The organism is Pseudaminobacter sp. Soil_N_29, from assembly GCF_057656055.1.
Window position 1 is genome coordinate 1,194,778 of the sequence record NZ_JBDGLC010000001.1, and the last position, 13,500, is coordinate 1,208,277.

The 13,500-nt window shown below is 63.6% G+C and carries 12 protein-coding genes; 1 reads left to right on the forward strand and 11 read right to left on the reverse strand.

Annotated elements, in window-relative coordinates:
• Positions 1-13: 13 nt before the first annotated feature.
• The 10 genes from AC3A4H_RS05680 to AC3A4H_RS05725 all read right to left on the reverse strand — a co-directional run bounded on the left by AC3A4H_RS05680 (position 14) and on the right by AC3A4H_RS05725 (position 10,905).
• A complete protein-coding gene (locus tag AC3A4H_RS05680) occupies positions 14-1,630 on the reverse strand; it encodes a GMC family oxidoreductase (RefSeq protein ID WP_487765800.1) in 1,617 nt (538 codons plus the stop codon).
• An 8-nt stretch (positions 1,631-1,638) separates the two neighbouring features.
• Positions 1,639-2,871 (reverse strand): alpha-hydroxy acid oxidase, encoded by a 1,233-nt coding sequence (locus AC3A4H_RS05685; RefSeq protein WP_487765801.1) that lies wholly within the window; start codon positions 2,869-2,871, stop codon positions 1,639-1,641.
• The gene (locus AC3A4H_RS05690; protein WP_487765802.1) at positions 2,868-3,503 is read right to left on the reverse strand and encodes a glutathione S-transferase family protein; all 636 of its coding nucleotides are present in this window, start codon (positions 3,501-3,503) and stop codon (positions 2,868-2,870) included. Before AC3A4H_RS05690 ends, AC3A4H_RS05685 begins: the two co-directional genes overlap by 4 nt.
• 5 nt (positions 3,504-3,508) lie before the next feature.
• The gene (locus tag AC3A4H_RS05695) at positions 3,509-4,750 is read right to left on the reverse strand and encodes an aminotransferase-like domain-containing protein (RefSeq protein ID WP_487765803.1); all 1,242 of its coding nucleotides are present in this window, start codon (positions 4,748-4,750) and stop codon (positions 3,509-3,511) included.
• An 18-nt stretch (positions 4,751-4,768) separates the two neighbouring features.
• Positions 4,769-5,830 carry an ABC transporter ATP-binding protein gene (locus AC3A4H_RS05700; RefSeq protein WP_487765804.1) on the reverse strand — a complete coding sequence of 354 codons (1,062 nt, stop codon included), beginning with the start codon at positions 5,828-5,830 and terminating at the stop codon, positions 4,769-4,771.
• Positions 5,831-5,900: 70 nt separating this feature from the next.
• A complete protein-coding gene (locus AC3A4H_RS05705) occupies positions 5,901-6,908 on the reverse strand; it encodes a DUF2804 domain-containing protein (RefSeq protein ID WP_487765805.1) in 1,008 nt (335 codons plus the stop codon).
• Positions 6,909-7,011: 103 nt separating this feature from the next.
• Positions 7,012-7,692, reverse strand: coding sequence for a GntR family transcriptional regulator (locus AC3A4H_RS05710; protein WP_487765806.1), 681 nt, complete (start codon positions 7,690-7,692; stop codon positions 7,012-7,014).
• A gap of 45 nt (positions 7,693-7,737) precedes the next feature.
• Complete coding sequence (locus tag AC3A4H_RS05715) at positions 7,738-8,601, reverse strand: carbohydrate ABC transporter permease (protein ID WP_487765807.1); 864 nt, start codon at positions 8,599-8,601, stop codon at positions 7,738-7,740.
• Complete coding sequence (locus tag AC3A4H_RS05720; protein ID WP_487765808.1) at positions 8,598-9,524, reverse strand: carbohydrate ABC transporter permease; 927 nt, start codon at positions 9,522-9,524, stop codon at positions 8,598-8,600. The genes AC3A4H_RS05715 and AC3A4H_RS05720 overlap by 4 nt, the downstream gene beginning before the upstream one ends.
• A 28-nt stretch (positions 9,525-9,552) precedes the next feature.
• The gene (locus AC3A4H_RS05725; protein WP_487765809.1) at positions 9,553-10,905 is read right to left on the reverse strand and encodes an ABC transporter substrate-binding protein; all 1,353 of its coding nucleotides are present in this window, start codon (positions 10,903-10,905) and stop codon (positions 9,553-9,555) included.
• A 212-nt stretch (positions 10,906-11,117) separates the two neighbouring features.
• On the opposite strand from AC3A4H_RS05725, the gene AC3A4H_RS05730 reads away from it, so the two are divergent.
• On the forward strand, positions 11,118-12,257 hold the full coding sequence (locus AC3A4H_RS05730; RefSeq protein WP_487765810.1) for an acyl-CoA dehydrogenase family protein: 1,140 nt from the start codon (positions 11,118-11,120) through the stop codon (positions 12,255-12,257).
• Between the two features lie 31 nt (positions 12,258-12,288).
• On the opposite strand, the gene AC3A4H_RS05735 is transcribed toward AC3A4H_RS05730, so the two are convergent.
• Complete coding sequence (locus AC3A4H_RS05735; protein WP_487765811.1) at positions 12,289-13,137, reverse strand: IclR family transcriptional regulator; 849 nt, start codon at positions 13,135-13,137, stop codon at positions 12,289-12,291.
• Positions 13,138-13,500 lie beyond the last annotated feature (363 nt).

Genomic DNA, 13,500 nt, shown 5'->3' on the forward strand with positions numbered 1-13,500 from the left:
ATATTGAAGCGGGTCAGGCGTTCTCTTGGAGGATCATCTCGGCGCCCTTCCAGCCGATCATCATCGTCGCCGCATTGGTGTTGCCGGAGATGACACTCGGGAACACGGAAGCGTCGATGACGCGGAGCCCATCCACCCCGTGTACCTTGAGCCTCGGCGACACGACGCCATCGGCAGCAGTGGGCGCCATGCGGCAGGTCGAGACAGGATGGAACACCGTGCCTGCCCGCTTGCGAATGTCGGCAACAAGTTCCTCGTCAGTCTGCAAAGACGGGCCGGGGCGCACCTCCTCCTCGATGAAGGGAGACAGGGCCCGGGTAGCCGCCATGCTGCGCAGGAAGCGCACGCCCTCAAGCATCTCCGCGATGTCGTCGTCATGCGACAGCGCGTTGGCCCTGATTTTCGGGGGAACAAGCGGGTCACGGGACGCCAGCCTTATCTCACCGCGGCTCTTCGGGCGGCAATTCGAGATGCCCATGGCGAAGCCCGGCCAGGGATCGATCTCGCGCACGGCCCGCTCGCCTGGACGCGGCGGCACGGTCGAGCTGGCCTGGAAATAGATCTGCAGGTTCGGCCGCGTCAGCGCCGGATCGGTGCGCAGGAAGCCGCCGCCCTGGTTCATGCTCATGGCGAGCGGGCCGGTGCGTGTGAGCAGGTATCGGGAGCCGATATAGGCCTTGCCCCACCATGGTCGCAGCAGGCCGTTGAGCGTGGAGACGCGGGATCGCCAAGCATAGTTCACGCTCTGATGGTCCTGCAAATGAGCGCCGACATTGTCATTGCCGACCCGCGTTTCGATGCCAAACTCGGCGAGCAGCCGTCCAGGCCCGATACCGGAATGCTGCAACAGAAGCGGCGAGTTGATAGAGCCGGCGCTGACGATCACTTCGCGGCGGGCGCGGGCGGATGCGGGCTTGCCGTTTCGAAGATAGTCGACGCCGACCGCCCTGCCCTGCTCGATGAGAATGCGTGTCGCCACGGCATGTGTCTCGACCCGGACATTCGGACGCTTCGACGCGGGCGCCAGAAAGGCGCGCGCGGCAGACACCCTGCGACCTTTCAGTATGTTCTGCTGGTAAAGCCCGACGCCTTCCTGGTCAGCGCCGTTGAAGTCCGCGTTGTACGGCAGGCCGAGCTCCTGGCCGGCCTCGATGAACCGGTGGGCGAGCGGATGGACCATTTTGGTGATATCGGTGACGCGGACAGGGCCACCGGTGGCGCGCCATTCGTCCTCGCCATTCGCGTTGTCCTCCAGCGCCTTGAAGGCAGGAAGCACGTCGTCATAGCCCCAGCCGATATTGCCGGACGCACGCCAGTCATCAAAGTCGGTGCGGTGGCCGCGTATCCAGACCAGTGCGTTGATCGAGCTCGAGCCACCGAGCACCTTGCCACGCGGCCAGTGGCTGACGCGGTTGGCGAGGCCGGGATCGGGCTCGGTAGTGAAATTCCAGTTCACCTCGGGATTGGTGAAGCAGTGGGCGTAGCCCAGCGGCATCTGGATGTGAAAGCGCTGGTCGGTCCCGCCGGCTTCCAGCACGAGGACGGAATTGCGGCCGCTGGCCGACAGACGCTCCGCAACCACTGAACCGGCCGAGCCGGATCCGATGATGATGTAGTCGTATGTGGTCATGAGGACCGCTACCCCTGAATGCGGCTCGGCACGGGCGCGGGGATGCGCATGAGGCGCTCGCGACCCATCTCGTCCAGCGAATTGATGCCCAGCAGAGCCATGTCGCGGTCGATCTCCTCGGCGAGAAGGCGATATGCATGAGCCACGCCCGCCTCCCCTGCGATCGCCGCGGAGAAGATGAAGGGGCGGCCGAGAAACACGAACGAAGCGCCGAGCGCCATCGCCTTGAGCACGTCCGAGCCACGCCGGAAACCGCTATCCATCATCACGGGAATTGCGCCGGAAATCGTTTCGGCGATCTCGGGAAGCACCCGCAGCGGCGAGGGCATGCAATCGAGCTGTCGGCCACCGTGGTTCGACACAATGATGCCGTCCACGCCCCGATCGAGCGCGATTTGCGCATCGGCGGCGGTCATGATGCCTTTGATCACAAGCCTGCCCTTCCAACGCTTGCGGATCAGGTCGAAATGCGACCAGTCGAGGTGATCCCTGCCCGCCATGTGCCGTACGACGTTGCGCGCCACGATCGGCGGCCCCCGGTCGACCGAAGAGTTCTCGAAATGCGGCATGCCGTGCAGCGCGATCGTCCGCAGGAATGTCTTCACGGTCCAGCGCGGGCGCACGATGCCGTCCCATGCCAGCCGCAACGTGGGATTGAGCGGGGCGGAGAAGCCGTTGCGGACATTGTTCTCGCGGTTGGCCACCACCGGCATGTCGACCGTCAGCACGAGGGTGCCGAAGCCCGCCCGCTCGACCCGGTCCAGCAGCGCCAGGATCCACTCAGGTTGCCCGGGCAGATAGGCCTGGAACCAGGTTCCCGGCGCCTCAGCCGCAACATCCTCGAGCCGAATGAGCGATGCGCCGCTCATGATCATGGGGATGCCGGCACGCGCCGCGGCGCGCGCCATGACGAGGTCGCCGCGATAGGCCGACAGCGCGCTGAACCCCACCGGCGAGATGCCGAAAGGCGCACTGTATTCGACCCCGAACAGGTCCGTCTTCTGGCTGCGCTTCGAGACGTTGACCAGCGTGCGCGGCAGGAACGCGTACTCCTCGAAGGCGGCGCGATTATCGCGGGCGGACGCATTGGTCTCAGAAGCGCCGGCGATGTAGCCGAAGATGGGACGCGGAAGATAGCCGTGGGCCAGCCTCTCGAAATCGTCGAGCGCGAGCGCGCGCTTCAGACGGCGCGCCGCACCGCGGCTGGGGCGCGGCAGCGTCAGTGTGGATGAGGCATTCATCGTGCAGGCATCGGGATGTCGTTGACATATGCCGGCACGTGGTAGCCACGCTGCACTGCCGGCCGCTCGGCGATCGCCAGATACCAGCGCATCACGTTCGGGTAGTCCTCAAGATCGATACGCTGCCACTCGAAGCGGGAGACCCAGGGCCAAATCGCGATATCCGCTATCGAATATTCATCGACGACGAACTCGCGCCCGTCGAGGCGGCGATCGAGGACGCCATAGAGGCGGCGAGCCTCTTTCGAGAACCGCTCCTCGGCATAGTCCGAAACGCCCGGATTATATTTCAGGAAATGATGGGCCTGGCCGAGCATCGGGCCGAAGCCGCCCATCTGCCAGTTCAGCCACTCAAGCGTCCTCATCCGGCCCTCGGCCGAGGACGGGATCAGCCGACCGGCCTTCTCGGCCAGATAGACGAGGATCGCGCCCGATTCCATCAGCGTGAAGCCGTTGTCATGGTCGACAATGGCGGGGATCTTGTTGTTGGGGCTGATCTTCAGGAAATCCGGCGCGAACTGCTCGTCCTTCGTGATGTCGATGGGGATCGCCTTGTAAGGCAAGCCCAACTCCTCGAGCAGGATCGAGGCCTTGCGACCATTCGGCGTCGTCCAGGTGTAAAGATCGATCACGTCCGTTACCTCACTCGTGCGACGTTGGCGCGATGCTGCGGAAAGCCTGTGGTCTCGAAGCAAAGCTGGGCGAGTTGCGCTACGCCCTCGCGGATGTCTTCCGCGCTCGGCAGTGCGAAGCACAGCCGCATGAAGCTTTGAGCGGCGTCGGCGTCGCAGGCCCAGTCCGGACCCGAATTGAAGACAATGCCGCGCTTTGCCGCCGGCGCGACCAGCGTGCGCACGTCGAAACCGTCGGGGAACTTCAGCCAGACGAAGATACCACCGTCAGGCCGCACAACATCGACCGAAGCGCCGAACTCGTCGCGAATCGCTTCGAGCATCACATCGAGCTTGACCGACAGGGACCGCACCAGGTCCCTGACATGTGTCTGGTAGCCGCCACGCAGGTATTCGGCGACAACCATCTGGTCGAGCGCGCCGGTGCCGCCATCGCTTTTCAGGGCGGCGATCTGGCGCAGTATGCCCGGCTCGGCGACGACGTACCCGATGCGCAGCGCCGGCGCGAGCGTCTTGGAGAATGAGCCAATGTGAATGACGGCTTCCGGCGCCAGTGCATAGAGGGCCGGCGGCGCCTGCTCGGCAAACGTCAGCTCCGCGTAGCATTCGTCCTCGAAGATCGGGACGCTGTAGCGACGCGCGATCTCGACCAGACGCTGCCTGCGCTCCAGATCGAGCACGGTGCCCGTCGGATTCTGGATCGTCGGAATCGTATAAATGTATTTCGGCGTGACGTTCCGACGCGCCATGGCGTCCAGTGTCTCACCAAGTCGCGCGACGTCGAGCCCGCCGGCGTCTAGCGGCACGCCGACCACTTCGGCACCGAGCTTGCGGGCTTTGTTGAGCGCACCGGAATAGGTGAATTCCTCGATGACGACTGTATCGCCAGGCTCAACCAAGGCGCCGTTGACCAAATCCAGCCCCTGCCCCGAGCCGGACGTGACGAGGATGTTGGCGCGCGTCACTTCGATGCCGCGCCTTTCGGCGAGTTGGCGGGCGATCTCGTTGCGCAATCCCTCGAAGCCCAACGCCCCGTGCCCCAGATTGTAGAGCGCCATTGACGGCCCGTTGGCGTTCAAGGCCGCGGCGGAAGCCTGAGCCAGTGCCTCGACGGGAATCGTGCCGGGATCGTTGTGCCCGCCGATGAAGTTGAAGCGCGGAAACCCGGCCCACACAGGCAAGGGTTCGGGCAGACCGCTCTTGAAACGGACGATCTGCTCGGCGACGGGAGGCGGCTGGGAAGTCATTTCAGTGGGCCTCCAGTCCTACATACCTATCTCTCGCCGCTTGCCAGTGCGGCTATCAAAGACGTGAAGATCTCTTGGCTGGACGTCCAAATGGATCGTCTCGCCCGGTCGGACATCGGTGCGTCCGCGTACCAGCACGCGCACAAGGTGGCCGGCTATGCGCGCGGTGATCTGCGTCTCGGAGCCAGTGGGCTCAACGACGGACACAGTCGCTGGCCAGCCGGCATCGCTGAGCACGAGATGCTCCGGGCGCACGCCGATGGTGAACCGGCTGTCGCCAGGCACGGCAACGGGGAGCGAAAGCCGCTCGCCGCCATCAAGCACGAGGCTCGTGCCGCCCTCGATCCCGCCCTCAAGGAAGTTCATCGGCGGCGAGCCGATGAAGGCGGCGACGAACAGGCTCTGGGGCTTGTCGTAGAGATCGAGGGGACGGCCCTCTTGCTCGACATTGCCGCCGTTCATGACGACGACGCGGTCGGCAAGCGTCATCGCCTCGATCTGGTCGTGCGTGACATAGACGGTGGTCGTCTGCAGCCGCTGGTGCAGTTCCTTCAGTTCCGAGCGCATCTCTCCGCGCAGCTTCGCGTCAAGATTGGAGAGCGGCTCGTCGAACAGGAAGACGTTGGGCTGGCGCACGATGGCGCGGCCCATGGCAACGCGCTGCCGCTGGCCGCCGGAGAGAGCGCGCGGCTTGCGGTCCAGCAATTTGTCCAGGCCCAGGATGCGCGCCGCCTCCGCCACGCGGGACTGGATCTCCGCTTTCGGGGTGCCCCGCTGGCGCAGCGCGAACCCCATGTTGTCGCGCACGTTCATGTGCGGATAGAGCGCATAGTTCTGGAAGACCATCGCAATGTCGCGGTCCTTCGGGGCGACGTCGTTCACGACGCGGCCGCCGATGACGATCTCGCCAGCAGTGATCTCCTCGAGCCCGGCAATCATCCGCAGAAGCGTCGATTTCCCGCAGCCGGACGGGCCGACCAGAGCGACGAACTCTCCGTCCCGAATATGGACGGACACGCCGTGGATGACCTCATGGCTCGAATACGATTTGCGGACATTCCTGATGTCGACTGTGCTCATCGTGCATTTCCTTCTACTTCTGTCCGGCCGCGTCTGCCCGCACCGCAATTCCAATCCTGATGCGATGCGCTCACCATCGGCGCTGCACTTCTTCGGCCCAGCCGAAAATGCGTTCCACAGGAACCCGCTCGCCGCTCTCGCCCACCACCGAGCCGTCGAACCAACCGAAGACCTGGTGCTCCTTGCTGCAGACGATCAGCCGGTCGAAATTTGAGTAGCGGTCGTAGACAGGCGTAAATGTCAGGTCGACGCGGTCGCCCCTGATGGTCCATGGCTTCATCCAGTCGTTCCGGTCGTAGAGCCACTCCAGTTCCTGGCTGATCTTCTCGATGCGCCCGTCGATGCGCAGGGAGTTCTCGGTGGAGGGCGTGCCGTCGGTCCACTTCGCGCCGAACTGCAGGCCGATCTCGCGGCCTTGCGTCACGCCGCTGCCCGACGCCCAGTTCCAGACGATCGAATATGGCCAGCGGCCCCGGCCATGATCGAGCGTCGCGTAGGCATCGGACAGCTCATAAGTGCGGCCGTCGGCGCGCACCGTGCCGGTGGCCGGCATGCAGTTGTCCTTGCGGGTGTATTGGAAGCGCTTGTTGTCCCAAGGGACGACGACGCACATGGACTCGTGACCGGGCTCCTCGCTCACCTGGATGGCCAGGTCGAGACGATCCGTCCTCGCCCGCAGCATGGTTCCTTGGGCGTTCGGCTCCATCGAGATGCGCATGCGGTCGCCGACGCCGGTCAACGGACCGCCGCCAGACCGCTCGGGCATCGGCGTCACCTTGCCCCGAGGCAGCCAATGGATTTCCGCCTCCGAAAAGGTTTCCATGGTTCTCAGGTCAAGGAAGAAGGTGGCCAAGGTGACGCGGTAGTCACCGTGCGAGATATTGATCGCCGCGACGATATCGGGCGTCGTCACGCACCAATACTCGAACCGCTTGTTGCGGCCCCATCCCTTCAGGTTTGCCGTATGCAAGGGCCTGCGCGACCAGCCCACCGCTTCCGGGTTCAGACTTCCGTCAGGACGACAGAGATCGACGGGCGCCGTGATTTCGCGCTCCGTCTTGCGGATGCCTCCTACCATTTGCGATGTACCTCTTCCGCAAGACCAAACACGTCGCGCACCGCGTGGGTGCATCCGTCGTCAGCGACCACCTCGCCGCTGCCGGCACTCAGTGCAATTTTTGTCACCCCCGCTTCTCCGCGGAGGCATCGCGCACTGCGGTGAGCTCCTTGATAAGCGCTGCTCCGGCAGCATGCTCGTGGCGCTTGACGAGCTCGGCGGCTCCGGCGAAATCCGCCTTGCGGATCGCATCGAGTATCATCCTGTGTTCGGCAAGCGACTCCGCCAGTCTTGCAGGCACTGCAGCAAAGCCCTGCTGGACTGTGGTTTGAGCCCGGAGATTCACGAGGATCTTCAAGCACCATTGCGAAGCCGGTGTGTCGCACAGAAGGACGTGGAACTCGTTGTTCAGCTGCGCGTAGAGCTCCACGTCGCCGCTCGCCACGGCCGCGGCTGCCTCCTCGATATTGGCGTCAATCTTCGCGAGCCGAGCCTCGTCATAAGTCGACCCGCCGAGTTGGATCGCAAGCGCGCCGATGAGGCCGCGCAGGGCATAGATTTCCTCGACTTGCGCGCCTCCGAAGCATGCGACGACGGCGCCGACATGGGATTGCACCTCGAGCCAGCCTTCCGACGCCAGGCTGCGGACGGCTTCGCGGATTGGCGTCTCGCTGATGCCGAGGGCTTCAGCGACCTCTCGCGTCGTGATACGGGCACCGGAGCGTACCGCACCGGACAGGATCATCCCCAGGATGTGGCGTCGGGCCACATCCGATTTGGTCATATATACAGGTGGCTGTGCCATGGCGACGTCCGCTCCTCCTTCCGACAACGGTCGGCTCCCCCCAAGTTATCCCTTGGTTGCGCCGTCTGAGAGGCCCTGTATGAGCCATTTCTGAACCAGCAGCGCGAAGACCGCGACCGGCAGTACCGTGATCGTCCCGACCGCGGTCAGGGCGGCCCAGTTGGCGCCGTTGATCGTGTCGCCGGCGATGCCCTGAATGGCGACCGGAATGGTCGAGGCGTTGCGGTTGGTCAGCACGAGGGCAAACAGCAGTTCCTCCCACGCGAGGATCATGCTGAAGATGAGCGTCGAAAGAATGCCGGGCAGCGAGATCGGCACGATGATCTTGAAGAAGGCGCCGAAGCGGCTGCAGCCGTCGAGCATGGCCGACTCCTCGAGTTCCTTGGGCAGGGCGAGGAAGAAGCCGCGCATCAGCCACATCACATAAGGCATCAGGAAGGTGCAGTAGGCGAGGATCAGCGTAATGTGCTGATCGGTGATGCCCAGGCTGCGAGCGACAAGGAACATCGGCACGGCCAGTGCGATCGGCGGCACGCCTCGCGACAGCAGGATCAGCGCGCCGATGGTGCCGGCGCCGCGCAGGCGGATGCGGGCAAGCGCGTAGCCGGCCATCGATCCGGCGATGATCGACAGGACCCCGGAGCCGATGGCGACGATGACCGTGTTGATCAGCCGGCGCTGGATGTCGGGTCGCTGCAGGTAGGTGACATAGTGCTCGATGGTCGGCGTGAAGAACAGGACCGGAGGCGAGGTGAAGATGTCGCGCTGGTCCTTGAACGAGGTGATGATCATCCAGAGGATGGGGAACAGGAAGATCGCGCAGGCGAAGACGCCGAGCGCCACGCGGACATGGCGGCCGATCTTGGTCTTGCGACGGCGGGGGGCTGACTGGAGCATGGCGGCGGTCAATAGAGTTCCTCCAGCTTTCGGCTGCCGCGCAGGAAAATGGCAGTAAGGACCATGGTGATGACGAGGATGACGACCGCCATCGCGGCAGATTCGGCGAAGCGCAGCGAGCGGAACGCTTCCTCGTAGATGAACAAATTGACGACGTTCGTAGCGCCACCCGGTCCGCCATAGGTGGCGGCGAGCGCGATGTCGAACATCTTCACGGCGCCCAGCCAGCGAATGATGAAGGTGGCGGCGATGATGGGCGTTAGGAGCGGCAGTGCGACGTGCCAGAGCGTCGACCACCAGCCGGCGCCATCGATTTCTGCGGCCTCGAAGACATCCTTGGGCAAGGCCAGCAGCGCGGCGGTGGCGATCAACACGACGAACGGGGTCCAGCGCCAGGTATCGATGATGACGATGGCGGCCATGGCCAGATTCGGATCGCTGAACCAGTCGAGCGGGCCGATGCCGAACAGGCCGAGGACGAAGTTCATCATTCCCCACAGCGGATCGAGAATCATCCGCCAGACGCCGCCCGCGACGACGGGAGCAACAACCATTGGGATGATGAACAGCGCTCGGACAATGCCGCGGCCGCGCCAATCGGCATTGATGAGGAAGGCGATGCCGAAGCCGAGCACGATCTGGAGCGGCAGGGCGAAGGCCAGGTAGACGAGCGTCACCTTCATGGAATCCCAGAAGCGATAGTCTTCCAGGACGTGTCGGTAGTTCTGCCAACCGACCCATTCGACGGCGCTGAAGGTCGCCAGGTCAAAACGCGAGAAGCTGATCTCGATCGTGTAGAAGATGGGATAGGCGAGGACCGCCATGAGGATGACCGTTGCCGGCAGCATGAAGGCCCAGCGCGATGCGAAATCAGCCAACCAGCCGGATCGGCGGCGGCGCGCGGGGCGCGGCGCAGTGGCAAGTTCGGTTGTCATGACAAGTCTCCGCCTATCCAACCCTGGTTCAATTCAGGGTCTTCGCGATCTTGTCGGACGCGGCTTGCAGCGCCTCGGCAGGGGTCACGTTGCCGGCCAGCGCACGACCGATCTCATCGGCGAGGATCTGCTGGGCAGCATCCGAACGCGGATGGCGCAGGCGCCACATCTCACCCTTGGCTGCAGCGTCATATGCCTGCTGCAGATTTGCGAAGACCGGCTCGAGCCAGGCGCTCTCCTGCTTGGCGGTGAGCGTCGACTTGCGGGACGGGAATGTGCCTTGCGCGTTGGCGCGGAAGGTTTCGCCCTCCTTTGAGCTCAGCCACTGCAGGAAAGTCCAGGCAGCCTGCTGCTTCTCGCTCTTGGCGCTGATCGCGCCGCTCCAGATGCCGCGGTGGGTACCGGCGCCGGCCGCACCAGCCGGCATGACCTGGATGCCGACCTGTTCCGGCTTGAGCGTGGTCGACTTCGGATCAACAGCCGAAGCACGATAGACGCTGCCCCACTGGAACATATTGGCGACGGTGCCTTGGCGGAATGACTGCATCGACTCGGTGTAGCCATGGGCAAGCGAGCCGGGAGGGGCGAAGTTCAGCAGGTCCTTGTGGGTCTGCAGGGCAGCCACGCCAGCCTCGTTGTTGAAGGCGGGCTTGCCTTCGGAGTCGTACATCTGGCCGCCGTTGGCGTTGTAGATGGCCTGCCAGATGGTCGGGGTCAGTGGCTCGCGCACGAAATAGGTGTCGATCGCCCAGGAGTCCGTCTTGCCGTCGGCATTGGTGTCCTGCACCAGCCTCGGAGCCTGCTCCATGAACTGCGCCCAGGTCAGGTCCGGGGTCGGCTCCGGCACGCCGGCCTTCTCGTAGAGAGTGCGGTTGTAGAACATCATCAGCATGTTCGCACGCAGCGGCACGCCATACTGGACGCCCTTCCACTCGCCGGCGGCGAGGGGCGCGCTGTTGAAGTCGGACCAGTCATAGTCGGCAGCGGTCCAGCTCGCGACGTCGGCGCTCCTCAAGTCGAGCAGGGCGCCGACTTCGGCGAGCTGCGGTACCCATGGATCGTCGACGATGAGAACGTCATAGGTGGGCGACCCGCCGGTCGCATCGAGCATGCTTTTGGCGAGCAGTTCGACATAGGGGACGCCATCGACCGTCACCTTGATATGCGGATAATGCCTGTTGAACTCAGCCACTTCGACCGCCTGGATGGCGCTGGCGAAGGCCTCATTGGCAATGACATTGATCTCCACCGGTTTCTCGGCCGTGCCAACGCCATCCTGGGCGAAAGCTAGCGGCACCGGCAGCATCGCAACGGCTGTGACGGACAACGCCGTGGCGATGAGCGCGCGACGAGATGTTGAAGTTTTCTGAAACACTTTCACCAGGTCCTCCCGAATAGCCACGCGAAAGCGCAACCTCCGCTCCCGTGGCAATATTCTATAGAATGCGGAATATACAAAGGCTAATTGGCGGCCAAGGGAGAGTCAATACCCATTTTTGGAACTAAATTCCGATTCCTGTTGAACGGCGCACCCAGCTGTGCCAGCCTCCCGTTCGCAAGAAATCGGCACCGGATCAAAATGGGTAATTTTGCATGATTAGAGACGCCAACCTGCTGGACGCTCTGGCGCAGACAGTTCAGCGCTTCGTGCGCGAGCGATTGTTGCCTGCAGAAGCGCGCGTCGAAGAGGAAGACGCCATCCCGTCAGAGTTGATCGACGAGATGCGCGAACTCGGCCTGTTCGGGCTGTCCATCCCCGAGGAATTCGGTGGACTTGGCCTCACCATGGAGGAAGAGGTGACGGTGGCGTTCGAGCTCGGCTACACCTCCCCGGCATTCCGCTCGGTCATTGGCACCAACAACGGCATTGGCTCTCAGGGCATCGTCGCCGACGGCACTCCGGCCCAGAAATCCTACTGGCTGCCGCGCATGGCGGCAGGCGAGGTCATCGGCTCGTTCGCGCTGACCGAACCTGATGTCGGCTCGGACGCCGGATCGGTGAGGACGACGGCCGTGCGCGTCGGAGATCACTATGTCCTGAATGGCACCAAGCGATACATCACCAATGCACCCGTGGCTGACGTGTTCACCGTCATGGCGCGCACCGGTGGGCCTGGGGCAAGTGGCGTGACGGCGTTTTTGGTTCCACGCAATTCTCCGGGAATCAGCTTCGGAGCCACCGACAGAAAGATGGGGCAGCGCGGCACGCGCACCTGCGACGTGATCTTTGAGAACTGCCGGGTGCCGGCCGACGCGGTCATCGGCGGCCTGGAGGGCCAGGGCTTCAAAACGGCGATGAAGGTTTTGAATCGCGGCCGCCTGCATATCGCTGCGATCTGCACCGGGGCGGCCCAACGGCTTTGCGACGAATCCGTCGCCTTTGCCCGCAACAGGGTGCAGTTCGGCAAGCCGATTGCCGAGCACCAGCTGATCCAGGCAATGCTGGCCGACAGTGCGACGGAAACCTACGCGGCCCGCTCCATGGTGCTGGAGGCCGCGCGCAGCTTCGATGCGGGCGAGCGCATCATTCAGCAGGCCGCCAGCGCCAAGCTCTTCTGCTCCGAAATGGTCGGACGCGTTGCCGATCGCGCCGTGCAGATCCACGGAGGCGCAGGCTACATGCAGGAATATCCTGTGGAGCGCTTTTATCGTGACGTGCGCCTCTTCAGGCTCTACGAAGGCACTTCACAGATCCAGCAGATCATCATTGCGCGCGAAATGCTCAACGCCTGAGTAAGCTCAACAGAAATAGCCTGTACCCTCGTTATTCAGGGCAGGTGTTCCGGGCAGGTGAGCGGAGCGGTTCGGGGTCCGGTTGTCCGGCAAGCCTGGCGCGCAGGCGTTGGGTCAAGCGCACAAGTTCCGGCCCAACCAGGTTGCGACAAAGGTCCTGCGGCAGCAGATCGACGATGCCGCCGCAGGTCAGCGCAACGAGCGGTGACCCGTCCGTCGGCCGGAACGCGACTCCAACCGCGTTGATATAGCTGTACCAGGTACCGAAAACGCCGACGAAGCCGTCCCGCCGGTAGTCTTCCACGGACTTGTCGATTTGCGCCACAAGCGCTTGCTTCTCCTTTTCAGGTTTCAGCAATTGCTCGACTACGGAGGCGCGCACCTCCGGTTCCATCTCCGCAAGATAGGCAAGGCCCATGGCCGTTCGGGAGATCGGAATCCTGGAGCCGATATTCAGCCGGAGAGTCACCGGTGACATCGACCGGCAATTCGAGAGGTAGACCATCTCCAGCCCGTCACGCGTGCCCAGCGCCACCGCGGCGCCGGTCTTGTCCGCCAGTTCCTGCATTAGCGGACGCGCCATGTGAATCACGGGATTGGAGCTCAGCGCCGAATAGCCCAGCGAAACGGTCGCTGCGCCGATGCTGTAGCGACCGAGCGCTTCATCGTAGCTGAGATAGCCGAGATAGACCAGCGTAGCGGTCAGGCGGGAGACGGTCGCCTTGGGCAGCCCAGTTCGCTCGATCAGGTCCTGGTTGCCGAGTGTGGCGTCGTCAGGCGTGAAAGCGCGCAGGATCTCGAGTCCTCGTGTCAATGAGGCCGCGGCGTTACTGCCCTCGGCGCCATCGCCTCTGTCAACCGGCTTGGTTCTCTTGCGCATATATCCGCCTCTCTCCCTCCGCGACGATCATATCGTTTCAAAAATCGGAATTAAATTCCATATACGTTGACGTCCGCCGCGGGGGTCGTCAATATTGACGTCATATCAGCCCCAACCGCACCCTGTCAGGTGGGCGGTGACGTCCGCCAGGAAGGATCCTTATCTTGTTGCCGTCCCTCATCGGATCGTGTTCCGCAAGCCGTCGCGAGCGCCGCGACGGTTGGCCCACCGACGAAGTCCGTACCGGCAGGCGCCCATCCGCAGCCGCCGTCCTGCCCCAGAAGCAGGAGACGACACCCGAGCGAGGGCCAGGCTCGGCATTTCCAAATGCAATCGACACTGGCTTATCGAACGGTGCCCACG